The sequence below is a fragment of the Coleofasciculus sp. H7-1 genome (assembly GCF_057473865.1).
Genome location: NZ_JBYCCT010000021.1, coordinates 1 through 25,160, shown reverse-complemented (window position 1 = coordinate 25,160; position 25,160 = coordinate 1). Strand labels below are relative to the sequence as shown.

Sequence of the window (25,160 nt, the reverse complement as noted above, 5' to 3'; positions counted from 1 at the left end):
GAAACCCAACAAATGTTATGTTTTGTTGGGTTTCGTTCCTCAACCCAACCTACAATGATTGTTAACTCTTCATTTTTAATTTTTAATTTTTAATTTTTAATTTAAAACGAGTGCCCGGTTTTCTGTTTGATATATTCCAAAATTTTTTGATAGCAATCCGGGTCATTCTGCTTGTTGATGATGATAGGAATGGCACTATTCGGCAACCAAAACGTGAGTCTACCGTTAGAAGAATAGGAAAAGCTACTGATGCGGTTGAGATCGACTACATATTCATTCCGCTCATAACTAACTTTGATCCAAGACGCTGCCAGTGAGTGGAAGCTAACTTGTTGGATATAGTCCATCACTTGTTGATAGCCATCCGGGTTACTTTGACGGTTGATAATAATTGGGATGGCACTATCAGGCAACCAAAAAGTTACCTTACCGTTCGGGGTGCAAGCAAAGGCACTGATGCGGTCAAGATCGATTACATATTCATTTCGCTCATAACTAACTTTGATCCAATACGCCACATGACCTCCTCACATAAAGGTGAGTTCTGGCACTGACAACGCTCCCCCGCGCAAGTGGTTGTTGGAAAGCAGGACGTGAAGCGATCGCCTTCCGTCCTGCTGTAACTGCCAGCAACGGTTAAGATACCTCAGCGGCTTGGAGGGTCGTCGCATCTTCCTGGGTAGGCTGTGAGGAGTCAGAACGGGCGAGTCTGGGGTCAAGCTGTGCTAATGCCGCTTGAATTAATCCCTGGAACATCGGGTGGGGATTACTGGGTCGAGAGCTAAATTCCGGGTGGAATTGGGTGGCAATAAAGAAGGGATGGTTGGGTAGTTCAATAATTTCCACTAACCGCCCATCCGGCGAGGTGCCGCTGATCGCATAGCCGGTTTCTAAAAACAGGTTGCGATAAGCATTATTAAACTCATACCGATGCCGATGCCGTTCGTAAACCACTTCTTCTTGATATAGCCGGAAGGCTAGAGTATTGGGCGCTAAACGACAAGCATATAGCCCCAGGCGCATCGTGCCGCCCAAATCTACAACATCTTGCTGTTCCGGCAACAGGTTGATCACCGGATTCGCTCCATTCGGGGCAAATTCAGCACTATTAGCATCTTCCAATCCGGCGATGTGTCGCGCCCACTCAATCACCGAACATTGCATTCCCAGACACAAACCGAGGAAGGGGATCTGGTTTTTACGGGCGTATTCAATCGCCGCAATTTTGCCATCGACACCGCGAACGCCGAAACCTCCGGGTACCACAATGCCGTCAGCACCAGCCAGGTAAGTTTCGGCACTGTCCGATTCAATGGTTTCCGAGCTAACCCAACGGAGGTTGAGGTCACAATTCATGGCGATCGCTGCATGGCGCAAAGCTTCCACTACTGAGAGATAGGCATCCGTTAACCTTACATATTTACCAACGATGGCAATCTCTATCCGGTGAGTTGGATGATATAGGCGATCTACCAAGATTTTCCACTGGCTCAAGTTGGGTTGGCGTTGCTCTAGTTGCAGCAAGTCCAGGGTTTGCTGCGCCAGTCCTTCCCGTTCTAACATTAGCGGCACTTCGTAGATACTTTTGGCATCTTGGGCTGTAATCACGCACTCGACGGGAACATCGCAGAACTCTGAGATTTTTTCTTTGAGTCCTGGGTGCAGAGGGCGATCGCATCTACAAACTAAAATATCCGGTTGAATCCCGATCGACCGCAATTCTTTCACCGAGTGCTGCGTCGGTTTCGTTTTCATCTCCCCAGCTGAGGGAATCCACGGCATCAGGGTTACGTGCATATACAGCACGTTATGACGCCCCACATCTTTACGGAACTGACGAATTGCTTCCAAAAATGGCAGCGATTCAATATCGCCCACCGTGCCGCCAATTTCCGTAATCACCACATCCGGGTTGGTATTTTTGGCAACTCTCTGGATGCGATCTTTGATTTCATTCGTAATATGGGGAATTACCTGCACCGTGCCCCCCATATAATCGCCACGACGCTCTTTATTGAGTACCGCTTGGTAAATCGAGCCGGTAGTGACGCTATTGAGCCGAGACATGGACGTATCGGTGAAGCGTTCGTAGTGCCCCAAGTCCAAATCCGTCTCGGCACCATCTGCCGTTACGAACACTTCTCCGTGCTGAAAAGGACTCATCGTCCCCGGATCGACGTTAATATACGGATCTAATTTCAGGATAGAAACCGAATAGCCACGCGACTTCAGCAAGCGTCCTAAACTTGCTGCTACAATTCCCTTGCCGATACTGGAAACCACGCCGCCGGTGACAAAGACAAACTTAGTCATAAAATGCTTAAAAGAAGAGCCATGTCGGCAACCCACCCCGTTAATTGTGCCACAGTCTTAACGAGTTGTTCGTTGCTTGTTGTTTGCAGTCCGCGATCGGTGGTCGTTGGTTTGTAAAACCCTGGCAGAGTGGCTGTGTTGGCTGCCTTATCACCTATCCTATAGAAACGATAGCAGGGCGAACAGTCACTCTTGCGATCGCAAGATAAACCTTCTAACCCCTCAAAGGACTGACGAGACGGACAATTGGCACGCTTGGGCGATCGCGCTTTCGCTAGGGTTTAACCCCCGACTGACACTTTTTTTGGCTGAGCCTTGAGTGTCTACCGACTTCGCTGCTAGCATTCTGGTATTAGCACTTTGCCATTTCCCGGAAGTTAGACGAAATGGATAGCTTCTTTCCTTTCAATGCCATCAATCGCGCTCGTTTTCCTGCTAATTAATTCTAAACTACTGATACCTGACACTGCTTCGACATCTGTAAATTGATAAATAATTAAAAATACTATTAACTGGATAATCGGTGGGCTAAAAAACTAAACATGGCTAAATTTTACGATGAATTAAATCAAAATCTCCGGGACTTTATTCAGGAGCAGAAAATCTTTTTTACCGCGACTGCACCTAAGGAAGGTCGGATTAATTTGTCGCCTAAAGGAGTAGATACCTTCCGCTGTATTGATAATCATACAGTGGCTTACCTTGATTTAACCGGGAGTGGCAACGAAACCTCCGCCCATTTACATGAACCTGAAAATGGACGGATGACGATCATGTTTTGCAGCTTCTCTGAAAAGCCTTTGATTCTTCGTTTATACGGTCAAGGAAAAGTAATTTTGCCAAGGCATGAAACTTGGGAAAAATTTTATTCATTTTTCACGCCAATCTTAGGAGAACGTCATATCGTGGTACTTCAGATAAATTCAGTACAAACTTCATGCGGGTATGGCGTACCTATTTATGAAATGAAAGAAGAAAGAAAAACAATTAGAGAATGGGGTGAAAAAAAAGGAAGCCAGGGAATTTTTGATTATTGGTGTGAAAAGAATCGAAAGAGTATCGATGGACTCCCAACAAAACTTTTAGAAGATTAAAGAAACTTTTTCGCTAATTTTATCCTCTAATTGATGTAATGAACTGGGATTTAAAATGAGAAACATCCTGGGATTGGCTGTATTAGGGGTGGTTATGGCAGCACCAGCATCGGCAAAACAATCTCTTTACGTTTCCTATCCTCCCGCTAGCCATAAAACCACATCTGACCGAATTTTCTTAATTGGCACGGCTCCACCGCCAGGAAAAGTGTTGGTGAACGGGAAGGCGATCGCGCGGAGCAAACAGGGGCATTTTGCTCCCAGTTTTCCGTTAAAGCCGGGAGATAACCTATTTACAGTGAGTTATCAAGGTCAAGCCGTCAAACTTAAAGTTACGCGGACTTCTACCCAACCTGAGCCACCGCAGGGGTTGGCATTTGCCAAAGATTCCCTAACTCCATCGGCGGATCTCGCCCGACTTCCGGGTGAGTTGCTGTGTTTCGGCGCGGTTGCTCCTGCTGACGCCAATGTTTCCGTAGATTTGGCGAATGAAACAATTCCGCTGACTAACCAGCAGCAGGTTGTACAGCTACCGGCGAATTCTGCCGCCTTAACCGCACAAAATCAGCCGTATGCTGTAGCTGGGGCAGGACACTACCTGGGTTGTGCAGCGGCGGCGGCGGCGGCTGATTTGGGTCGTCCCCAGTTCAAAGTAGAAAAAAATGGACAGATCGTGAGTCAGATGGGACCTGCGAAAGTTCAGATTCTGTCCCCGGCGCAGCTAGAGGTCGCTGAGGTGATTGTTGATGCCGGTGTCGCCAGAACCGGGCCAAGTACGGATTATTCTCGCCTGACGCCGCTGCCGAAAAGTACGCGAGCCTCGGTGACAGGTCGGGACGGGGAATGGGTGCGCTTGGACTATGGCGGCTGGATTAATAGTAAGGAACTTCAAATTGTCAAGGGTTCGGTGCCACCGCGATCGCTGATTCGCAGTATTCGCGCTCGTAAGATTCCCGGTGCCACAGAAGTCATTTTTCCCTTACAAGTGCCGGTACCGCTAATTGTGCAGCAGAGCGATCGCACGCTGACATTAACGCTATATAACACGACGGCGCAAACGGACATCATTCGCCTCGACCCCGATCCCGTCATTTCCCGCCTGGATTGGCAACAGGTCGCGCCAGGAACCGTGCAATATACTTTTAATCTCAAATCCGCGCAGCAATGGGGCTATACGGTGAGATACGAAGGCACGAGCCTGATTTTATCTCTGCGCCATCCTCCTCGTCTCACTTCTGGCCCCTCCGTTCTCCGTTCTCAGTCTTCCAACAAGCCTTTATCTGGGATCAAAATTGTTCTCGATCCCGGACATGGCGGTGAAGACAGCGGTGCCGGGGGGCCAACTGGCTATCCCGAAAAAGAGGTGACGCTAACCATGTCGAAGCTGATCGCCAATCAGCTGATTGCACGGGGTGCCACGGTGTACCTGACGCGGGAGGTAGATAAGGCGGTGTCGCTGCCAGAACGGGTGGCAATCATTGACGCAGTGAAACCGGCAATTTCACTTTCAATTCACTACAATTCCCTCCCCGATGAAGGAGATGCCCAGAATACGCAGGGTTTTGGGACTTTTTGGTATCATCCCCAAGCCCACAGCTTAGCGATGTTTATCCATAACTACATCGTGACCCAGGCGGGGCGTCCTTCCTACGGCGTCTTTTGGGATAACTTAGCCCTAGCGCGTCCTGCTACTGCACCCTCTGTATTGCTAGAACTGGGTTTTATGAGCAATCCAGAAGAATTTGAATGGGTGGTAAATCCGCAAGCGCAGCAGAAAATGGCGGCAGCGATCGCAGAAGGCGTTACCCAATGGTTCAAAGTCGCTCAATAAATACTCCTTTCGGCAGTAGACTCGCCTTGGGCATTCCCTTTGCCATAATTTGGGCAATGAATTCTCATCCCAGCAATACAGATTAAATGACTAATCGGAAGTCTTCGCTTCTGGGGCTTGTCTAACTTGCTCAATTGTCAACCCCAAAGCTTCTGCCACCTGTTCCACAGCCAACCCTAATGCCAATAACCGAGGCACTGCTTCTAACTTAGCTTTCATTTCACCTTCTTGCAGTCCTTCTTCTTTGGCTTCCTGCATAACATCTTGAAAATATCTAGTCTGCTTTAACTCACTGAATCCAAACATTGCTTCCATCTCCTGGCGAGTCATTTGTGGAAACTTATACAACACTATTGTCTCAATTAATTCTATGACTTGTCGCCTGACAGCTTCATCAGTAATTTCTTGACTGGCTTTGTTGAGTAGCTGCCTTGCAACATCAGCTGCTTTCTTTTTAGTTTCTACGACTAATTTCACCACGCCCAAACCAAGGGATTGATCTGCCGCTTCTCCTAATTCATCCAAATATATCCGCCTAACTCGCGGACTGGTCAGTAATTCTCGATACTGCGCTTGTACACCAGGATCTAGGCTTCTATTTTTAAATATTACTGCTCCCCGCCAATCGTTCGGTCGCTCATATTGAGAGAGGTATAAAAATATTTCGCCAAAAAAGCGCTGATAGAATCTGGGATCGCGTTGAAATTGTACTTCTACAAAATAAATGGGTTGATCGGCAGAATCGTCAGATGGTAGAAATAAACCATCGATGCGAAAGGCAGTTTGTTTGACTTCAACTGAGGTGAATTGATAGGTGTTGCCAGTTGAGGCAGGTTGACCAATCAATTCAAAGAAGATGCTGGGAAAGTTTTGAAATAGTTGATAGAAAATGCTGTCAGTTTTCACCTTTTCAGAGCCACTATTGGAAAAACAAATAGGGTAGGCACTGCCCACCCTATCGTGTCTACACAATAATTAAGCTGTTTGAGCAATGTGATAAGGACTGGTTAATTTATCCATCTGTTGCACTAACAGACTGAGGAATAAACCGACATCGGTGACGACGCCGACGGATTCGACAGAACCGCGATCGCTCAATTTGGTGACAACGGCTGGGTTAATATCTACACAAACCATCTTCACCCCTGCTGGTGTCATATTTCCCACCCCAATTGAGTGCAGCATTGAAGAGAGCATCAAAATCATGTCTGCACCTTGCAGCAGTTGAGAATACTCTTGCTGAGCTTTAATTAAGTCCATCTGAGTATCTGGTAGAGGACCATCATCGCGAATGGAACCGGCGAGGCAGAAGGGAATGCCATTGCGGACGCACTCATACATGACACCGCTGTTAATCACACCCTTTTCAACTGCTTTGGCAATACTGCCACAACGGCGGATAGTGTTAATTACTTTCAGGTGATGGCGGTGTCCCCCACGAACGGCGACGCCGCGTTTCATATCCACACCCAGCGAGGTTCCCAACATGGATTGCTCAATGTCGTGGACAGCGATCGCATTTCCTCCCAGCAATGCCTGCACATAACCTTGCCGAATCAGATGCGTCAGGTGTTCGCCGCCACCAGTATGAATCACCACAGGCCCTGCTGTCACCACCACTTTACCGCCAGCATCGCGGATTTTGCGAAGTTCCCAGGCAACTTGTTCCACCACCAATTCCACGCGGCGTTCGCTAGAAACCCCGGCAGACATAAAGCTGAATTCTTGGGTGTTGCGCTGTTCGCGGGATTCCGTCTTCCGTACCGTGCGGATACCGACGACATCAACCACCACCTGTTCGCCGACTTCTAAATCCCGTAGCAGTTTACACCGCGCTACCCGTCCGTTGGGAGTTTGGGTAATTGCGATCGCGCCATCCATGCGCTGATCTTGCACCCGTACCCACTCACCATTGATTCTGACTTCTGTGGGATAAATGGTGGACACATAGAAATCATCTGGAGCTACCCCAGCTTGGATGACATCTTCCAGCTTGGCATCGCGCTCATCTTGGGGCAAATTCACAGCACCCAAATCGATTAACTGCGACAAAATCGCTTCCATCACATCGTGGGAAGGAGCCGACACCTTCACCTCCGCTGAGGAAGTACTTTGCCGTTGCTCTCCCAAATTGAAGTTGAGAACCTGGAAGCTGCCCCCATTTTCTACCACTAAATCTAAAGCACGGTTGATTAAGCCTGAATCCAGCAAATGCCCTTCCAGCCGCATCGTCCGACTTTCCACCGAGACATTGGCATGGATTTCTTCTCGAACGGGTTCCGTCACCCGCAGCGTCAGGCACTTGGCAGCACCACCGGCTTTCAAAAATTCCGTCAGCGGCGTCTCGATAACTTGGAATCCCACATCGGCAAGGCATTTTTTGAGCGCTTCACTCGCCTTATTCATCACCACAACGCGGTCAATATTCACGGCGTTGCAGGCAAAGTTCACCGCATCCGTTTCCTCAATTGCAATCCGCTTCTCCGGCGCAACTCGCATTTCAATGACGCGGTTGGTATAGGAATCAAATGCGGGGGGATAATACAGTAAATAGCCGCCGCTCAAGGGACAGAAGCAGGTATCCAGGTGATAGAACCGCTCATCCATCAATCGCAGCGATAGCACTTCGATGTCGAGCCACTTTGCCAGAAACGGGTGAGAATCGAGTTCTGAGCGGAAGCCGTATCCCGCCCACAACCAGCGCCCTTCCCGCTCCAGCAGCGCATCACCCGCGCCTTCAAAAGGCAAGTCTTTGGGCAGTTCATGCACCTTATAGCCTTTTTCCTCGAACCATTGCTTGAAATAAGGCTCCTCACCCTGCCGCTCTTTATGGAAGAAGCGGCTCAGGACGACGGTATCTCCCAGAACCAGCCCAGCATTGGCTGTAAACACCATATCAGGCACACCGCGTTGGGGTGCAACCAAATCGACAAGGGCGTGTTCTTTGAGGATGTAGTGAAGCTTTTGCCATTGATCGACAGCGCGATCGCGCGAGGATTTGTGAATATTGCCCTCCATCCAGGGATTAATCACATAATCCACGTCGTAATGGTCGGGAGCGCACATGAGGAAGCGGATCGAGGAGGTCATAAAAGAATCTCAAGTGAAATAGACAAGGGCAAACTCTTATTGGATACAGACTTTCCATGCTCCAATTCTGTAGAACTTGTTACGAAATCTTTACCTCTTATTTGTAATAGCGAAAGTCAGCTCTAGAGGCTAATGTCTATTTTATTCCTTTACAACCCAAGAGACTTGACAAAAAATGATTAATGGGAAATATTTGACAGTTTGAGAGGAAATCGCTCCTAAGTTTAAGCAAGATTAACCACCAAGTCCCAAAGGCACTAAGTAAACACGAATTCTCTTAGTGTCTTTGCGCCTTAGTGGTTTAAAAAAGCACTAAGCGAACACTTGTGGCTAACGATCAATCTTCTATTAGGTATTAATTAGCACTTCGTCGATATTGCAACAAGGCGGGAGGCCAAGTAGCCTGGGCTAATAAGGGCTGTAAGTTTTTCGCAACGCGAGTGGCTAAAATCTGCTGTCCGGCTGCGTTTGGATGAATGATATCCTCCTGCCGATTTTTCGGGTCATCCACAATTCCTGTTAAAACTTGTGGAATTAAATAAGCCTGTGTATCTTTAGCAACACGCTGATAAAGTTCGTCATATTCATCTTCTATGTAGCCAAGATTGATTCCTAGCAGCACAACAATTGCTTTTTGTTGTTGAATAGATGTCACGATTTGTCGCAAATTCTGTTCTGTCTCTGTTTTGGGAATTTTTCGCAGAAAATCGTTTCCGCCTAATTCAACAATCACCAGCCAAGGTTCTGCCGCGATCGCATCTTTTTGTAAGCGACTCAACCCCATTGCAGTTGTATCGCCGCTAACACCGCGATTCAGTATTGGCAAACCCAACTGACGACTCAGCACACTAGGAAAAGCTTCTGTCTTGTCCACGCCATACCCAGAGGCGATGCTATCGCCTAAGACGATAACTTGCTTACCAGCACCCGCTTTGAGGTTTTTGACATCATCGAAATTGCTGCCGCAACTGGTAACAACCAGCAGGGAAGCAAACAGCAAACTAAAGAACCACATCCATCGGCGTTTTTTCATACAGTTTTCCAATTTAACTTAACGATATTGCAGAGGGTTGGCGGTAGGGGCGAAGCGATCGCGCGATCGCCTTTGCCACTTAACCCAATATTATTCATGCGAATGCTTCACCCTGTCGCAGGGAAGGGCGAAGCATTCGGGGACAAAATTTCTTGTCCACTCTGAAATATCTTCACCCGAATGCTTCGCCCCTACTACTACTTTGGGAGATTCAAGCATCGCACTCTCCTCTTGACACCAAAAATGTTCGTGGGTTTCCAATTGGTGGGGTTAAGAGTGATTATTTCTTATCATTCATCCGGCGCAAATGGCGGATGTGAAGACCCAGGCAAAAGAACCATAACAGCACAACTAATAGCACGCTAGGAGATATTTGCCCAACAGTATCGTACTGGATTGACTGTGGCTGATGCTGAATTTGAGTCTGAGCCTGTAGTTGTGGCTCAATAAAATTACCATGAAAGTTCTCTACCGCTTCCCGTTGCCGAACTTTATTTTTTTGATAGTCTGCAAACATCAAATTCACCCCATTTGTGGGTTAACGAGGTGAATTGTTTTTTTGGGCTTTTCCTCACGCACGTTCCCCAAGCGCAGCCGGAAATGTTTGTATAATGCGGGTTACAGGCTTGGGGAAGCTTGCTGGGTTGAGCTGCTAAAAGTTCTTAATATTTTCTTTGGATTTGAAGAATGGCAAGGAACATTGGCTGGGGAGAACCTGCTAAGAGTAATGCAATCAAATTGCTGGAAGCCTTGCTGTCTCTTGCGGATGGATGGGAGTTAGACGACTGTGAATTAAAGGCAGAAGTTGAGGTTAAGTGGGTTTCAGAAAATAAGCTGCGGGTGACAGGGAAAGTCAGGCAGAAACGGGGAAACCGGGAAGCAATAGTTGAAATCGGCACCACGAAGAAAGCTTTAGCCAAGCTGGTAGAGAAAGCCGGGAAAAGTTTAGAATTTCCAAAGCGTCAACAGGGAGAAGGCAGCAGCAGAGAAGACAAGGAAGCAGAGGCGGTTCAAACTGTTTTCGACTGCTTGAGAGAGTTGGGGGTGTTCGAGGAAGATCCCAAAAATACGAGAAAGAACCAAGGTTATTGGAAATTCACCCTGAAGCTGAAGCACCAAACAGCGACTTTGGCAGAGAATCTGGCAGAAATTCAGCTGAAGTGGAAGGAGCAAAACCCAGAAGAACCGTCACCGCCACCAACTAACATCAACTGGCGCGATATCTGCCACAAAATGCTGGAGGAACAGCTGAGGCGTTACCAATTCCGGCGACAGGCGACGGGAACGGGGTTGGGGCATGAGGTGAGTATTTATGTGCCACTAGGATTGGTGAAACCGACAACTCAGCCTCGACGGGGTGAGGAGTTTTGCCCATCCCCAGATGAGGGGCGGTTGCAATATCAGCTGAGTGAGAAGGAAATTGAGAAGCGGTTTGAAGCGGATGCGTTTCTTACTCAGGTGATTGAGGCGGGAGAGGGCAAGACGATTGCGATTATTGGGGAACCGGGGGCGGGGAAAAGTACGTGGTTAGAGCAAATTGCCCGTTATCTCAAGAAATCAGAAAATGTTTCCCGTTTGCCGATTTGCATTCATCTGGGGAGTTTGGATGGGAAAACCTTGGAAGAGTATTTACTCCAGGTTTGGCTCAAGGAGGCGCTGTCTCTTCAAGGAATGGTGGTATCAGCCCAGATGCAAACAGAGTTGATGCAGCTGTTTAACTCTCGTCAGGTGTGGTTGCTGCTGGATGGAGTGGATGAAATTCGGGTAGGGACGGATACATCCAGGGGGGTAAATTCGCCCCTACAAGGAATTGCCAATCAGCTGAGGGGTTGGGTGGCACAGGCGCAAACGGTGTTAACCTGTCGGCTGAATGTTTGGCAAGCGAACGATCGCGTAGTGCCGAATTGTGATATTTATCGCACCCTAGATTTTGACGATCCGCAGGTGGGGGAGTTTATTGGAGACTGGTTTGCTAGGGCGGGGAAACCCCGGTTAGGGAAGCAGTTACGGGAGAAGTTAGGGGAATCGGGGCGGGAACGGATTCGGGATTTGATTAGAAATCCGTTGCGGTTGGCGCTGTTGTGTCAAACCTGGGCGGTGAAGCAAGGGGAGTTGCCGAAGACGAAGGCGACGCTTTATCAGCGATTTCGAGAGGATTTCTATGAGTGGAAGCCACATCCATTGCTTACCGAAGACTTGGATAAGCAGAATGAGTTACATGAAGCATTAGGGAAGTTGGCGCGGGAAGCCATTGAGAAGAAGTTGCCACTACGGAAGAGATTTGCTTACAAGGTAATGGGTAAATCTCTGTTTAAGTTAGCGTGTGATGTTGGTTGGCTGAATGCGGTATATAAAGATGCAGAAACTGACGAGGATGTTTATGCGTTCTATCATCTGACGTTTCAGGAATATTTTGCAGCGCTGGCAATTGACGATTGGCAATGTTTCTTGACTCATGACAATGACAATCCTCAACCGTTACCGGGCAATATTTACCGCATTTTTGAGCCGCAGTGGAGAGAGGTGATTTTGCTATGGCTGGGGCGAGAGGATGTGGAAGGGGAGTATAAGGAAGAGTTTATCAAAGCTTTAGTACAGTTTGAGGATGGGTGCAGTGACTTTTATAGGTATCGAGCATATTTTCTAGCAGCAGCAGGTATTGCGGAGTTTGGGGATTGTAGACTTGCTGACATGATCGTGCAGCAACTCGTCGAGAAAGGTTTTGGATATTTCAGTATTTACACTCAGGAGTGGCGGACATTTCCTGAGCAAATTGAAGAGGAAGCTAAGGCAGCACTGAGAGAGAGCGATCGCTGCAAGGTAAGGAGTGCCCTAACTAACTTAGTCCACACTTGCCAATCTCACCATAGAAGCTCTTTCACCAGCAAATGGGGACAGAAGTTTTGCATCAGTGATGAAATTTGTATGAAAGCTGCTGTTATTTTATTGACCCTCTTTCCTGAAAACCCAGAGGCACTCATTGCCCTAAATCATTTAGAGCATACCAGTGAGGATGTTGGGGTTCAAAATCAAATCTGGCTATGTTGGAACAACGTCAACGATCTTATTGATCAGGAAAACAAGCTGTTCAACTGGAGTACAAAATCGCTTCAACAACAGGATAGGGATAAGAACCTTTCTTTGGATGTTTATCCGGCGTTCGCCGATGAGGAATATAGCATTGATAGTGCTATCAGTCTGGAAGAAGGTATCAAAGTTCTACTAAGGAAAATACACGCCCCCAAAGATGCAATAGCTTTGTGGCAAAATCTGGCAGAGCTAGAATTACTAGTGCTTAAAGCGGCATCTCAAGGAAGGTTTTTAACAGTGGTAATTACAGAATTTAAAACGTACTTATCTAATCTATTTGATGCTGATTTCCTTTGTAAGGAATGCTTTAAAATTCTCTGGAGTTACTACGCAAAAAATATATCTTATCCAGCTTTCTATCAGGCTTGGAACCCTACGTGTATCACCCTTCATCCGAAAAATCAAGAAACCACTGCTGTTGGTTATAACTCCTCCACGCAACGCCCCAACTTGGCTAATTTACCCCAACTTCTCAACGCTGCGATCGCTAACAACTCCACCCTCAACGACACCATTCACCTCATTTGCATTGATGGCAGCAAGTTTATCGATTGCGAAAACCCCACCCTTGACATTTACGATCGGCTGATGAGTCAAGGTTTCCCAGAACGTCAAAACGGCGAACCGGAAACCCTGCAACAGATGAAATTTTATTGGCATCAGCTGAGGCGTAAAAGCGATCGTCAGCTAGTTTTAGTTTTCTACGAAAGCACAGAAGAAGAAACACATCTGGGGTTTAGCGAGACATTTATTAATGCTTTAAGCACATTTGATGGCGCAATTTGTGTAGTGTGCGCTCAACCTTGTAATCTCCAAACCTTCTCTCCCAGTCAGCCGAATTTGATTGCAGATATTGTGGGTTGGATTAGAAAGAAGATAGTAGAAGATTAGAGGGCGTGTTATTATTAGAAAAAACTACTTCCTAAAATGATATATGACTGAAATTAGCCTAGACGAAAATAAACTTAAAGAACTGCTCAAGATAGCGATTCTTGAATTAGTTCAAGAGCAGAGAGAGGTATTTTCTGAGTTATTGGCAGAAGTCATAGAAGACATCGCTTTAGAAAAGGCTATCAAGGAAGGTGAAAATACTGAACCAGTCAGTCGAGAAGCAATTTTCAAAATTCTGGAACATCAAGGATGAACGTAGAGTTTAGAAAAAGCTTCGAGAAAGATTTGGGTAATATTCGTGACGAAGCATTACTTGAAAGAATTAAGGCGGTAATTGAAGAAGTAGAAATTGCTGAAAATCTGGTGGATGTGAGCAATCTTAAAAAACTCAAAGCTGACGGTGAGTATTACCGCATCAGAGTTGGAGATTACAGAATCGGTATTACAGTAGATGAAGATGTAATTGTTTTTGTTAGAGTCTTGCACAGGAAAGATGTTTACAGGTACTTTCCATAATTTGAGATATGAGTTTAATTCATTAACTACTCTGGTTTGAAGTAATAGGCGATCGCCTAAATATTACCTTACAATCCTTCTCACCAAATCAGCCTAATTTTATTGCAGATATTGTGGGTTGGATTAAAGAGAAGATGATGGAAGATTAGAGTGCGCGATCGCTATAATGTTTTCATAGCTTTTAACAGATTCCAAACAACACCATGACTGCTCAATTAATGGTTAAACCTTCCTCGTTGATGCACTCTGGCATTAAAATGAGAGAATTTGGTAATATTCATCTCTTCAGATTTACTAAAGAGTTACAGGCTCGTATGGAGGAACTGCTAGAAAGAAGAAAAGCCGATTTGCTCACTCCAGAGGAAGAAGCTGAATATACCGGAATCTGTGAATTAAACCGAATCTTTACCTTTATTAACGCTCAACTGGCAACTCAGGCTAAATGGTGCCCAATCAATCCCGACAACTGGTTCGACGACGAGCCAGATACCTCTGCGAATACTGCCACTCCCCAGAATACCTAAGTCCAGCTCACTTTACGCTCGATCATGTAATGCCGCAGTCTTTGGGAGGGTCAGATAACCCCGATAATCTCGCCCTAGCTTGCAGTCGCTGTAATGGTCGTCGCTACAACTTTATAACAGGAATAGACCCAGAAAATCAGCAAGAAATATCCCTATTTAATCCCCGTCATCGGCAGTGGAACGAACATTTTATATGGACAGCAGATGGGTTGAATATTTTAGGAATAACTCCCACAGGTAGAGCCACCTGCAATAGGCTTGACATGAATGATGAACGATATGATGAGGATGATTCTATTCGGAATGCGAGGCGCTTTTGGGTGCAGGGTGGTTGGCATCCCCCCAAGGAAGATCCGCGTCAAGAAGAGTAGCGATCGCGTTGTTGTCACTACAGAAAAACTTCTAAACGAGCTAAATAATTATTTGAGCGATCGCCCAAATATTACCTTACAATCCTTCTCACCAAATCAGCCTAATTTTATTGCAGATATTGTGTAGTTGGATTAAAGAGAAGATGATGGAAGATTAGAGTGCGCGATCGCTTCTTTTTAACCCGCTATTAATCTTCATCGATTTACTCAAGCTGCTTTTGGGTTGCCAAACCCGCGATAAAAGCCCCCAAAACCATTCCCGCCCACAAGCCGCTGCTGCTGCCTTGCATATAAGCTCCTGGCATCATCCAAGCTTGGCACGCTGTCTTGAATGCTGCGAATTGCAAAGTATGCTTTGTCATATTTTCGCAGCGATGGTTATCAGCCAGTAACTTAATTTGTACCCCCATGTAGGCACCAAAAAATCCCGATGCCAACGCCATGAAGGTACAAATTAAGATGCGCTTTTTGTGCATTTATGATTGCTAACTGCTAATTGTTTACGAATGGCTAATCGCTAATTTCTCATGATTTAAAAGCTCATTGCTATCAACCCTAAATTATTAGCCATTAGCCATGAACCATCAACCCGTATTTCGCATTCCGGCAGCAATCCCGTTAATCGTTAACAGCGCCCCGCGTAGCAATTCGCCCTTACTGTAACGAGAATGGACGACACCGGAGGCTGCTTGCTTGCCATGTTGGCGCAGGCGTTTTAGCAGAGAGACTTGCAAGAAACCCAGAGGAACAATCGTACCGTTGCGTAACTGCACAGACCTTTGCAGGACTGGATCGCCATCCAACAGCCGTTTGTGACCTGCAATCGTGAGGACTAAATCGCAAGTAAGGTTAAACTCGCTCTTGATTTGCTCAAATAAGGCTTCAAAGCGATCGCGATCTTCCGGTCGGGATAACTCCCGCACGTAGTGGTGAGCAATCTGCAAATCTACTTTCGACAACGTCATTTCTGCTTTAGAAATGACCATCTTGAAGAAAGGCCACTTGAAATAGAAATAACGCAACAGCTTCAGATTTTCCTCTGGTTCTTCGTTCAAAAACTCCTGCAATGCCGTCCCGACGCCGTACCAACTCGGCAACAGGAAGCGCGTTTGCGTCCAGCTAAAGACCCAAGGAATTGCCCGCAGACTAGCTAAATCTTTTTTACCGCCGCGACGGGCAGGACGAGAACTGATTTGCAATTGGCTGATTTCTTCGATGGGCGTCACTTGGTGGAAGAAATCTACTAAATCGGGTTGCTCGTAAATCAAGGCGCGATAGTGGGTACGCGATCGCGTCGCCAACTCTTCCATGATTTCGTTCCACGGCTGAATATCATCAAACCCGGTTCCCAGTAAGCTTGCCTGAATCACAGCGGTTGTCACGGCTTCCAGGTTGTACAGGGCTAATTCTGGCAACGAGTATTTAGAAGCCAGCACTTCCCCCTGTTCGGTAATTTTGATCCGCCCATTGATACTATGACCTGGTTGAGCCAGGATCGCTTCGTAGGCGGGACCGCCGCCGCGACCGACCGAACCGCCACGCCCGTGGAAAATCCGTAAGGCGATGCCGTACTGTTCGGCGATTTTTTGTAGCACTTTCTGAGCTTTATGGATTTCCCAGTTACTGCTCAAGAAGCCGGAATCCTTGTTGCTGTCTGAGTAGCCCAGCATTACCTCTTGCAGGTTATTCGTTGGAGATTCCAAGTTGGCAAGCTGATTTGAGGCTTCAACCTTTAACTGTTGCGAACCTTCAACGTTTTGGTAGCCTCCGGCAAGACAAGCGCGATACAAAGGCAATTCAAACAAATCTTGCATCACTGCGGGTGCCCGCTTCAGGTCTTCCACCGTTTCAAACAGCGGCACCACCATGATGCTGCTCTTTCCCGTGGTGGGGTCATACAGACCCGCTTCTTTTGCCAGCAGCAGCACTTCCAGAACGTCGCTGGCTTCCCGGTTCATACTGATGATGTAAGTTTGGCAGACTTGAGAGCCAAACTCCAGTTGGAGCTGCCGCAGCATTCGGAAAGTTTCAACGGTTTCGCAAGTTTTTTCAGAAAATGGCAATTCTGCTGGAATCAACGGGCGCTTAGTTTGCAGTTCCGTTGCCAGCCACAGCGATCGCTCAGCTTCCGATAGCTCATTGTATGCCTTGGGCAGAATTTGCAGGTATTCGGCAATTTCGGTGAAGGTGTCGGAATGGCGGGTGCTTTCCTGGCGAATATCTAAGTGTGCCAAGTTGAAGCCATAGACTTCCGCCTGACAAATTAAATTTTCTAGATCCCGGCACGATAAACCCGTCTCAATCAGGTTCCGGTGAATTAGCCGCAGTTCTGCCAGAAATTCTTCTCCAGAGCGGTAAACTACGTGAGACTGGCTATCTGAGATTTGCCGATGCAAGTTTTCTCCATCCGAGAGTCGCCGGTTGCGATCGCTAGTATTTTGCAGGCGCTGCTGGATGTATGCCAGCTTGAGCCGATAAGGTTCTTGTCGGTAGCGAATCGCCAGCTGATCGTACACTTCTGGCATTTGCGACCGATCCTGCTCTAACGAGTCCAGCAAATCCGGCAAGACATCGCTCCAGTGCAACGACAAGCTTAATTGAGTCGTCAGCCGCCGCAACGATTGGATATACTTCTCCAGCACTAAACCCCGCTGATAGCAAGCGGTTTGCCAAGTTACTTTCGGCGTGACTGAGGGGTTTCCATCCCGATCTGCCCCCACCCAAGAACCGAACTGGCAGAAGTTGTTTACAGGGGGAGTGAGTCCCGGAAAAGAAGCTTTTAAGGCGCGTTTTAGGCGTTGATGAAGCTGGGGAATCGTATCAAACAACACTTCTTGGAAGTAGTGGAGGGTGTAATCCACTTCATCCAACACGGTTGGTTTAAATTGATGCAGTTCGTCGGTGCGCCACCAGAGGCGAATTTCTTCGGTTAATTGTTCGATGCAAGCCTCTGCCTCCCAAGAAGTCGCCAATCCTAGGGATCTAAATTCTTCTTCTGCCTGGTCTAGCTGTTGCAGAATTTTAGCAATCCGCTGCTGTTTGCCGCGAATTGTATGGCGAACAATTTCTGTGGGGTGAGCGGTAAAAACTAGCCGAACGTCCAGATTGTCAATCAACCGCTGGATTTGTTGCGGAGGCATATTCATCTGGCGCAAATGTGGGAACAATCCGTGGAATGTCCCGGCATTCTGTTTGGCTTGGCCATCGTGGTGCCAGCTCTTTTCGAGCAAATCCGCACCTGGGCCGCTGTTTTGGGTTTCTTCCTCCATTCCCCCTGGCGACAACACAATTGCGGAGTCCCCATCTCCTTGCGGACTGGGAAGTTTACGCGGTGCGGAGTCACCAGCCGGAGCGTTGTAGGTGGCACGTCGGGAAAGCTGTTGATCGCGCTGTTCGTAGTGCTGTTCGACAATGTTAATTAGTTGGAAGTAGAGAGCAAAGGCGCGTGAAGCTCGAATCGCTGCGTTGAGGTCAAGCTTTTCGATCAGCTGAGGCACTGACTCAGGCAATTCTGTTGCCTGTCCTTCTGGCGAACACATCGAGCGGAGTTGATTAAGCAGATCGACCAGTTCCTGACCGCATTCCTGCTGGAGAACAGACTCCCATAAGTCCTCCACAACTTTGAGGCGATGACGTAAAAATAGGGCAGAGGTAGATGTTACCGTCAATTGCTGATCCGTCGATTGCAGTAGGGAACTCATAGAGTCTATTCTCGCTAAAGAAGAATAATCACCTAATTTTAGGTTTTCTAGTCCCAGCAAGTGGTTTACAGCGAACACCCACTGGGTTTTTTCCGGCAAAATGGAGGGGTGCGATCGCGTCCTAGTCGGTAGGAGAGCGTATTTTTTCTACTCCCCCCTACTCTCCCTGATTCCCCACTTCCTGTGATGTGTTTCCTGGGTTGGGTACGTGGAGAACCGGCAAGCGATCGCCTCGAAACACTTCCTCACTGTTTTGCCCAATAGCGCATAGCAATTCGCTGACCGCTTTGATGCCTAAAACGCCTAGTAGCATCGGCACCGTGGCTAGACTCAACCAGATTTCGGGAGTTGCAGACGAACTGGCATTTTCGGCGGTTGACGGCTGCTTTTTGTTAGGAGGAGTTTGCATGGGAGAAGGTCTAGATGACAACTAAATTTTTTGTAGACAAATAAATAAAAGAGGTCAGAATTTAGACAGCACAGAGGGCACTTAATCACTCTAGTTGATTAATCTGAATAATACAGCGATATCCTCGCATCGGGCATAGTAGGAATGGAACCGACGCCAACGCGCTGTTGTCTTAAGGGCGGGGCATCCGGTAAATACGTATCGCCGCAAGGCAATAATTAGGTAGCACCAATGCCAGTCTTGTGTAAGACTACTCAGAATCTAGAAGCAATTGTACAAAGCTTGGGGACGTTTGGAGCGGTTAACGCTTGCTGAAGTAGGAAGTATGAAGTATTAAGTATGAAGTGTGAAGTGTGAAGTATATCCTGAAATTTTGGTGCTAAACCAATTTTTCATCCTTTGTGACAACCTTTAAGCGCGACTTTCTATCGCAACGGGTGCGCCCTCCGGTCTACAGCGTTCATACTTCATCCTTTTTTCATCTGTTGCAAGTCCAGGGTACTTTCTTTGTGATGTTGGATGCCGATCCGCTCGCCTATTCAGAGGGTCAATCCTCCCTCGCCCAGTGGGTTTCCCGCGCTATCGGTCTTCCGGAAGTGCGCCTACGATTTCGCTTACGAGGGAATAACCTGCATATTCTTTGTGAAGGCTCCGAATGTCCGCCTGCCGGACCCGTTGTGAGCCGATTTGTCGAGGCACTGAAGGGGAAGGAAGGGGGATCTGGGTTCCCCCCACAAGAAGCTCCCATTTACCAGGTGATTCTCTACGGTCGGAAACTGGGCATCCAGCGTCCAGACTGGATCAAGCAAATTCACCTGGAGCGGCTAGAACCGCATCAGGCGTCAGGGACTGCTAGAGTGGCTGCTGCTGCGACGCCGACAAATGGGGGGGAAATGACCACCGAGCAACGATCGACCAGCGATTCCGGACTGACCGTTTCTCTCTCGCGCCTCGCTCGCTCCGGTCAACCAGAGGCGATCGCGCACTATCTCAGCGAAACTCTCAGCCCAATGGGAGTCGGCGTCAAGGTGGTCATTCAGACGCTTCCGAGGGAGTCGGGGAGCCGGGGAGCCGAGGGACATCAAGAATTGTCCACTTCTTCACCAGATGTTTCCCGTCGTCTTTGGGTACTTTGCGATTCCAACTACAGCACCGATGAGTCGCTGATGGCTCAGCCAGTGGCAACTCAGTTGCTTTCTTTGAAGCTGGAAGGGTTTCGGGATGCCGTGATTTGCAGCCAGGTTCGAGGAGAAGCGGCTCCCGATTGGCGGTTGCGGGTGGATCTGACCCCGCCAGAGGAAATGCTCAAAGATTGGGCGCGTTGGGGAGATATCCAAGCGATCGCCCGCTTGCTGAATCAAGTGTTGAACGCTGCTGAGATGCAAATCTCAGCAGTTCTGAAAGATTCAACGCTGCATTTATTTTGTAGCCAGAAGCCCATCAAACAGCTAAAAGCCGCAGGAGACACCGCACCCGCAACGAGCGATGCGCCTGAGATGGCGATCGCTGTACCCGATCGAAAAACCGCAACGAGTGCGATCGCGCCTATTTTAGAGTCTCTGACACCCCAAGGCATTCACGCAGCCACCGTTTACGGCGTCGAAACCCACGGTGCAACACCAGTCCCGGAACAAGAAACACCAATCTGGATTGAATGGCTGAATTTACCCGCGTCCAGATATCCCGATGCAGCAGAATCCACTTTAGAATTGGCGCAACGGGGCGATCTGAACGCGATTCAGTTTTTATTACAACGCTTACTCAATCCCGACCTAGAGGCGCGATTAACAACGGGTGGTATTCGCTTATCCCTGCGCCGCAAACAAGATTTGTTGCACATCATGAGCGAGGCACTCTATAGTCCGCAACAATCTGCCGTCGGACCACCCGTTGCCAAGTTTCTGCGCGGAGTAGGGATTCCCGGCATTACAGGGGTACGAATTTATGGGCGTCGCGCCGGTCACTCCACTCCCTTGTGGCAGATGGGCGTTGATTTTACCCCTCGCAAACGACTGGTACCGGAAGCAACCCCAGAATTTGCTGCTAGTGATGTTTATCTAGGAGATATCCTCTCTGGCAGTAACGAACCCGTTCTGCGTTCTGATGTCACCAAGGAAGACCTCAAAACTGCTGCCAGTGCTGTCTCTTTCAAGGTGACTCGAACCATCCAGCAATGGCTATGCGCTTCCCAATTGTTTATTCCCACGGTGGAGATTAAAGACCTGGCACCCGTCGCCCCAGGAAAACTTAGCACCTCGATTTACACTTATTACCAAGGTTTCGTCGTGGCTTTGGTCTGGGGGATGCTGGGATTATTGCTAACGGTGCAAACGGATTGGCTGCTGTCTCAGATACTGAAGTCAAAAGCGCCAATTAGTCAAGCGTCAGCGGTCAGCGGCAAACAATCAACCATACGACCGCCAGACCCGTTTAAGGGTACCTCAGTCCCTTTGCCCCAGATGTCTTTGCAAAAATCTCGTGGCTCGAAGGCTCGTGTATTCAACTCCGAAGGATTCACTCGCCAAGGAGATACGGATATCACGGTGAGTAATCAGGATGGAAATTCTCAAGCCACGAATGCGGCATCGGCGGCAATTTTGGCGGCGGCGCGAAGTTCTAATCCCTCTTTTAATAACCGCCTGCTAGACGAAAAGCTGGCTCTCTACCAACAGATGCTCCTGCAAAGACGGGGAGTTCCTCCGGATGTTTGGATTGTCGGCAGTTCTAGGGCCATGCGGGGGGTCGATCCTCAAGCGCTGGAAGATGCTCTGGCAGCGCAGGGAATCCCTAGTGTTAAGGTGTTTAACTTTGGCGTCAACGGGGCGACGGCGCAAGTGGTAGATTTGATGATCCGCCAAGTTTTGACGCCAGAGCAATTGCCAAAACTGATTATTTGGGCGGATGGTGCCAGGGCGTTTAATAGCGGGCGGATGGATGTTACTTATAATGCGATCTCTAACTCGAAAGGCTATCAGCAGCTGCTTGCCGGTACTTTCCCCAAGCAGAATTCCACCCCAGATCCCAGTCAAACGGCAGCAACACCACCTGCTAAAACTCCAGCAACGGCGAATAAAGGAGCCAGTGGTTCCTTAACTCAAAGCTATCAAGTGGTGAATAATTGGCTGAATGAAAAGCTGGGAACATTTTCAGCGACTTATCCCCAGCGCGACCAGATGAAAACGCGGTTGCGGGATCTGTATGTCGTTTGGGCAAAACCAGCGAAAACAACTCCTGAGGGTGCCAATAATCCCCAGGCATCGACAGCAAGTCAATTTGCGATTGATTTTGATGGCTTCCTTCCCCTCACCGTTCGTTACAATCCTGCCACCTACTACAAGCAATATGCCAGAGTCAGCGGTGACTATGACAGCGATTACTACGCTTTCAAGATGGAAGGCAAGCAAACCCAAGCTTTAGAAACATTGCTGCAATTTGCCCAAGCGCGTCAAATTCCGATTGTTTTTGTAAACCTGCCTTTGACCCAGGATTACTTAGACCCAGTACGCATAGAATATGAGCAAGAATTTCAGCGGTATATGCGATCGCAAGCAATCCAAAAAGGGCTGATCTTCCGAGACTTAAATCAGCTTTATCCCACTCAACATGATTATTTTTCCGACCCCAGCCACCTCAACCGCTACGGTGCCTATGAAGTTTCTAACCAGCTAGCTGAAGATCCCATGATTCCCTGGCCTGCTAAATAGGACTGAGGGCTGAGGATTGAGGACTGAGGATTGAGGAGGGAGGATTGAGGACTGAGGGCTGAGGATTGAGGACTGAGGACTGAGGAGGGAGGACTGAGGATTGAGGACTGAGGACTGAGGGCTGAGGGCTGAGGATTGAGGGCTGAGGATTGAGGGCTGAGGACTGAGGATTGAGGGCTGAGGATTGAGGACTGAGGATTGAGGGCTGAGTGAAAACTTGGAACTGAGGGTAAACAAGAAGAACAGGACTTACGCAAAGCTTATACATATAGGATTTTGTAGGGGCAATCCCCCTGTGGTTGCCCTCAGATGTCGCGCAAGTTGCGTAAGTCCTAAACAATTGAACTGAGGAAAAGAATGGGAGAAATTTATCTTGGATGTTCAGCACTCATTCCACTCATAACTCAGTCCTCAGTCCTCAGCCCTCAGCCCTCAATCCTCAGTCTTCAAAAATGACTTTTATCTCACTTATCTACGGACTCTTTCTGCTCAGCGTTCTGGGAATTTACTGGTCGTTCCAAAAACAGTCTTTGCAGATGTGGACGCTGCTTATTGTCAGCCTGGTTTTCTATACCTCGCTGCAAGCGCCGACTTTAGTGAATGAGCATTGGCTGCAAATTTTAGCCTCGCCGCAAGTCGCCTATATTCCTTTGCTGATTGCCATCACTTTGATGAACTTCAGCTTGGGTAAGGCAATTGGAGAAAATACAGCCTTAGGGATGTACGCAACCGATCCCTATGAAGATTGGCAATTCGATCAAGCGTTTTGGAATCGCCAGCGACTAAAGTTTTTATGGTTGGGGATTGTTCTAAATGTCTTGTTGCTGTTGAGCTTCAAGTATGTACCTTTTTTATTGAATTCGCTGGCAGGATTATATGAACAATTCACCGGAACATCGCTACCCGTTGCCGAAAACAGCGCCAGTTGGGTCAGCACTCACTTAATTGCGCCTTTGGGCTTGAGTTTCTTTTCCTTTGAGTGTATTGCTTATTTAATTGATGTGTATCGCGGTGCCCCAGCTACGCAGCGATTTCTCGATTTTGCAGCTTATAAGTTATTTTTTCCCAAGCTGATTGCGGGACCAATTACTCGTTACCATCAATTCTCAACTCAGCTCAAAACGCTGCAATTTCCAACGCTTAATCAGATTACGGAAGGATTGTGGCTGATTGCCTGCGGTGCAGTTAAAAAAGCGCTTTTGGCAGATCGGCTGGGAATTTTTGTCGATTTGTGCTTTGGTAACTTAGAGCGAGCTAGCAGCGGCGATTTGAGGTTAGCGATCGCTGCCTACGGACTGCAACTCTATCTGGATTTTAGCGGGTATGTAGACATTGCCCGTGGCAGTGCCATCCTTTTAGGGTTCAATCTCCCGGAGAATTTTAATTTTCCCTACTTCAGTACCAGCATTGCTGATTTTTGGCGGCGCTGGCATATCACGCTAGGCGATTGGCTGCGAAACTACCTCTATTTTCCCTTGGGGGGTTCGCGCCAAGGGCTGCGCCGTACCTGCCTAAATTTGCTAATTATCATGTTGATTGCTGGGATTTGGCATGGAGCCGCTTGGGGCTATGTCGTCTGGGGTGCCTATCACGGTGTCGCCTTAGTGGCTCACCGCCTCACAGAAGCCCACTCCCGCCAGTCTGAGAAAGCTAAAACCTGGTGGAAAAGCCTCCCTGGTGTGCTGGTTGCGTGGTTGCTAACCCAGTTTATGGTGTTCACATCCTGGATTTTCTTCCGCCTACCCAATCTGAAACAATCCAGTTGGGTCATTCAGCACCTCTGGGGTCAGTCCGCTGATGCCCAGTTTGCCGAAAAGGTCTACGGGGAGGCGCTGGGTGTGAATGCATCTCAGTTAGGTTTACTGCTTTGGCTGCTAGCCGCGTCGATGTTCCTGGTCTATGCCGTCCATCGGGGTCTCAAGTTACAGCTCAATTGGCCTCTGAAGCTGCTGCTGGTGCCGTTGTGTTTCTACATTGTCTGGATATTTGCGCCCCAAGGTGGTCTTCCCTACATATACTTTGATTTTTAGTGCATCAAGCGATCGCCCGCTACTCTTTGCTGGCACGTCTCGCTGGCGATCGCTACTCCCACTGCATTCTCAGCCACTTATAAGTAAATACGATGACAGTGATTCGGATTCATAAACAATAAAAACTGGACAAATACTAACAAATGTAAATATTCTTAAATAGAAGGCGAAACAAATTTCGCTTTATTCATACCGAACCTAGAAAATTCAAACAAGCACTCATAAAAACATGACCACAACCTTACAAAGACGCGAAAGCGCCAACGTATGGCAACGGTTCTGCGATTGGGTAACATCAACCGACAACCGCCTGTACGTAGGCTGGTTCGGCGTTCTGATGATCCCAACCTTACTGTCCGCCACCATCTGCTTCATCATCGCCTTCATCGCCGCGCCCCCCGTGGACATCGATGGCATCCGCGAACCAGTAGCTGGCTCCCTGATGTTCGGCAACAACATCATCTCTGGTGCAGTTGTTCCTTCTTCAAACGCCATCGGCCTGCACTTCTACCCAATTTGGGAAGCAGCTAGCCTCGACGAATGGCTCTACAACGGCGGACCCT

At 48.0% G+C, this 25,160-nt stretch carries 20 protein-coding genes and 1 pseudogene; 11 read left to right on the top strand and 10 right to left on the bottom strand.

Annotated elements, in window-relative coordinates; all coding sequences use genetic code 11:
* Positions 1-101: 101 nt before the first annotated feature.
* Both AC2VDX_RS05415 and pyrG read right to left on the bottom strand, forming a co-directional pair.
* Entirely contained in the window at positions 102-518 is a 417-nt protein-coding gene (locus AC2VDX_RS05415) for a hypothetical protein (protein WP_190412837.1), read from the bottom strand.
* 118 nt (positions 519-636) lie between these two features.
* The gene (gene pyrG / locus AC2VDX_RS05410; protein WP_378176502.1) at positions 637-2,313 is read right to left on the bottom strand and encodes a CTP synthase; all 1,677 of its coding nucleotides are present in this window, start codon (positions 2,311-2,313) and stop codon (positions 637-639) included.
* Between the two features lie 542 nt (positions 2,314-2,855).
* Between pyrG and AC2VDX_RS05405 the strand changes: the two genes are divergently transcribed.
* Together AC2VDX_RS05405 and AC2VDX_RS05400 are read left to right on the top strand one after the other, a co-directional pair.
* Positions 2,856-3,407 (top strand): pyridoxamine 5'-phosphate oxidase family protein, encoded by a 552-nt coding sequence (locus AC2VDX_RS05405; protein ID WP_378176496.1) that lies wholly within the window; start codon positions 2,856-2,858, stop codon positions 3,405-3,407.
* A gap of 55 nt (positions 3,408-3,462) precedes the next feature.
* A complete protein-coding gene (locus AC2VDX_RS05400; RefSeq protein WP_378176493.1) occupies positions 3,463-5,238 on the top strand; it encodes an N-acetylmuramoyl-L-alanine amidase family protein in 1,776 nt (591 codons plus the stop codon).
* A 90-nt stretch (positions 5,239-5,328) separates the two neighbouring features.
* Here the strand turns inward: AC2VDX_RS05400 and AC2VDX_RS05395 are convergent, their stop codons facing one another.
* The 4 genes from AC2VDX_RS05395 to AC2VDX_RS05380 all read right to left on the bottom strand — a co-directional run bounded on the left by AC2VDX_RS05395 (position 5,329) and on the right by AC2VDX_RS05380 (position 9,878).
* Entirely contained in the window at positions 5,329-6,144 is an 816-nt protein-coding gene (locus tag AC2VDX_RS05395) for an Rpn family recombination-promoting nuclease/putative transposase (protein WP_378176490.1), read from the bottom strand.
* Positions 6,145-6,213: 69 nt separating this feature from the next.
* Entirely contained in the window at positions 6,214-8,328 is a 2,115-nt protein-coding gene (argZ, locus tag AC2VDX_RS05390) for a bifunctional arginine dihydrolase/ornithine cyclodeaminase (protein ID WP_378176487.1), read from the bottom strand.
* Between the two features lie 355 nt (positions 8,329-8,683).
* On the bottom strand, positions 8,684-9,361 hold the full coding sequence (locus tag AC2VDX_RS05385) for a GDSL-type esterase/lipase family protein (RefSeq protein WP_378176484.1): 678 nt from the start codon (positions 9,359-9,361) through the stop codon (positions 8,684-8,686).
* 280 nt (positions 9,362-9,641) lie between these two features.
* Positions 9,642-9,878 carry a hypothetical protein gene (locus AC2VDX_RS05380; protein WP_378176481.1) on the bottom strand — a complete coding sequence of 79 codons (237 nt, stop codon included), beginning with the start codon at positions 9,876-9,878 and terminating at the stop codon, positions 9,642-9,644.
* A gap of 170 nt (positions 9,879-10,048) precedes the next feature.
* On the opposite strand from AC2VDX_RS05380, the gene AC2VDX_RS05375 reads away from it, so the two are divergent.
* The 6 genes from AC2VDX_RS05375 to AC2VDX_RS05350 are packed head-to-tail and all read left to right on the top strand — an operon-like array spanning position 10,049 to position 14,753.
* Positions 10,049-13,342, top strand: coding sequence for an NACHT C-terminal alpha/beta 1 domain-containing protein (locus tag AC2VDX_RS05375; RefSeq protein ID WP_378176478.1), 3,294 nt, complete (start codon positions 10,049-10,051; stop codon positions 13,340-13,342).
* 43 nt (positions 13,343-13,385) lie between these two features.
* The gene (locus AC2VDX_RS05370; protein ID WP_378176475.1) at positions 13,386-13,595 is read left to right on the top strand and encodes a hypothetical protein; all 210 of its coding nucleotides are present in this window, start codon (positions 13,386-13,388) and stop codon (positions 13,593-13,595) included.
* Positions 13,592-13,858: a type II toxin-antitoxin system RelE family toxin gene (locus AC2VDX_RS05365; protein ID WP_378176472.1), complete on the top strand. Its 267-nt coding sequence runs from the start codon at positions 13,592-13,594 to the stop codon at positions 13,856-13,858. The genes AC2VDX_RS05370 and AC2VDX_RS05365 overlap by 4 nt, the downstream gene beginning before the upstream one ends.
* 44 nt (positions 13,859-13,902) lie before the next feature.
* Complete coding sequence (locus AC2VDX_RS05360; RefSeq protein ID WP_378176508.1) at positions 13,903-14,007, top strand: hypothetical protein; 105 nt, start codon at positions 13,903-13,905, stop codon at positions 14,005-14,007.
* Between the two features lie 54 nt (positions 14,008-14,061).
* Entirely contained in the window at positions 14,062-14,382 is a 321-nt protein-coding gene (locus AC2VDX_RS05355; RefSeq protein ID WP_378176469.1) for a hypothetical protein, read from the top strand.
* Positions 14,301-14,753, top strand: coding sequence for an HNH endonuclease (locus tag AC2VDX_RS05350; RefSeq protein WP_378176466.1), 453 nt, complete (start codon positions 14,301-14,303; stop codon positions 14,751-14,753). Before AC2VDX_RS05355 ends, AC2VDX_RS05350 begins: the two co-directional genes overlap by 82 nt.
* Before the next feature lie 203 nt (positions 14,754-14,956).
* Here the strand turns inward: AC2VDX_RS05350 and AC2VDX_RS05345 are convergent, their stop codons facing one another.
* From AC2VDX_RS05345 to AC2VDX_RS05335, 3 genes are all read right to left on the bottom strand, one after another.
* The gene (locus AC2VDX_RS05345) at positions 14,957-15,229 is read right to left on the bottom strand and encodes a hypothetical protein (RefSeq protein WP_378176463.1); all 273 of its coding nucleotides are present in this window, start codon (positions 15,227-15,229) and stop codon (positions 14,957-14,959) included.
* A gap of 108 nt (positions 15,230-15,337) precedes the next feature.
* Positions 15,338-18,454, bottom strand: coding sequence for a phosphoenolpyruvate carboxylase (gene ppc, locus AC2VDX_RS05340; protein WP_378176460.1), 3,117 nt, complete (start codon positions 18,452-18,454; stop codon positions 15,338-15,340).
* 157 nt (positions 18,455-18,611) lie between these two features.
* On the bottom strand, positions 18,612-18,863 hold the full coding sequence (locus AC2VDX_RS05335) for a hypothetical protein (protein WP_378176457.1): 252 nt from the start codon (positions 18,861-18,863) through the stop codon (positions 18,612-18,614).
* Between the two features lie 401 nt (positions 18,864-19,264).
* On the opposite strand from AC2VDX_RS05335, the gene AC2VDX_RS05330 reads away from it, so the two are divergent.
* Complete coding sequence (locus tag AC2VDX_RS05330; RefSeq protein WP_378176454.1) at positions 19,265-22,567, top strand: type 1 periplasmic-binding domain-containing protein; 3,303 nt, start codon at positions 19,265-19,267, stop codon at positions 22,565-22,567.
* On the opposite strand, the gene AC2VDX_RS05325 is transcribed toward AC2VDX_RS05330, so the two are convergent.
* A complete protein-coding gene (locus AC2VDX_RS05325; RefSeq protein ID WP_378176452.1) occupies positions 22,560-22,835 on the bottom strand; it encodes a hypothetical protein in 276 nt (91 codons plus the stop codon). The genes AC2VDX_RS05330 and AC2VDX_RS05325 overlap by 8 nt on opposite strands.
* A gap of 184 nt (positions 22,836-23,019) precedes the next feature.
* Here AC2VDX_RS05325 and AC2VDX_RS05320 point away from each other — a divergent pair, with 184 nt between their 5' ends.
* Both AC2VDX_RS05320 and AC2VDX_RS05315 read left to right on the top strand, forming a co-directional pair.
* Positions 23,020-24,597, top strand: a complete 1,578-nt coding sequence (locus tag AC2VDX_RS05320; protein ID WP_378176505.1) for an MBOAT family O-acyltransferase — start codon at positions 23,020-23,022, stop codon at positions 24,595-24,597.
* A gap of 229 nt (positions 24,598-24,826) precedes the next feature.
* Positions 24,827-25,160 (top strand): annotated as a pseudogene (locus AC2VDX_RS05315) (photosystem II q(b) protein); the annotation flags it as partial.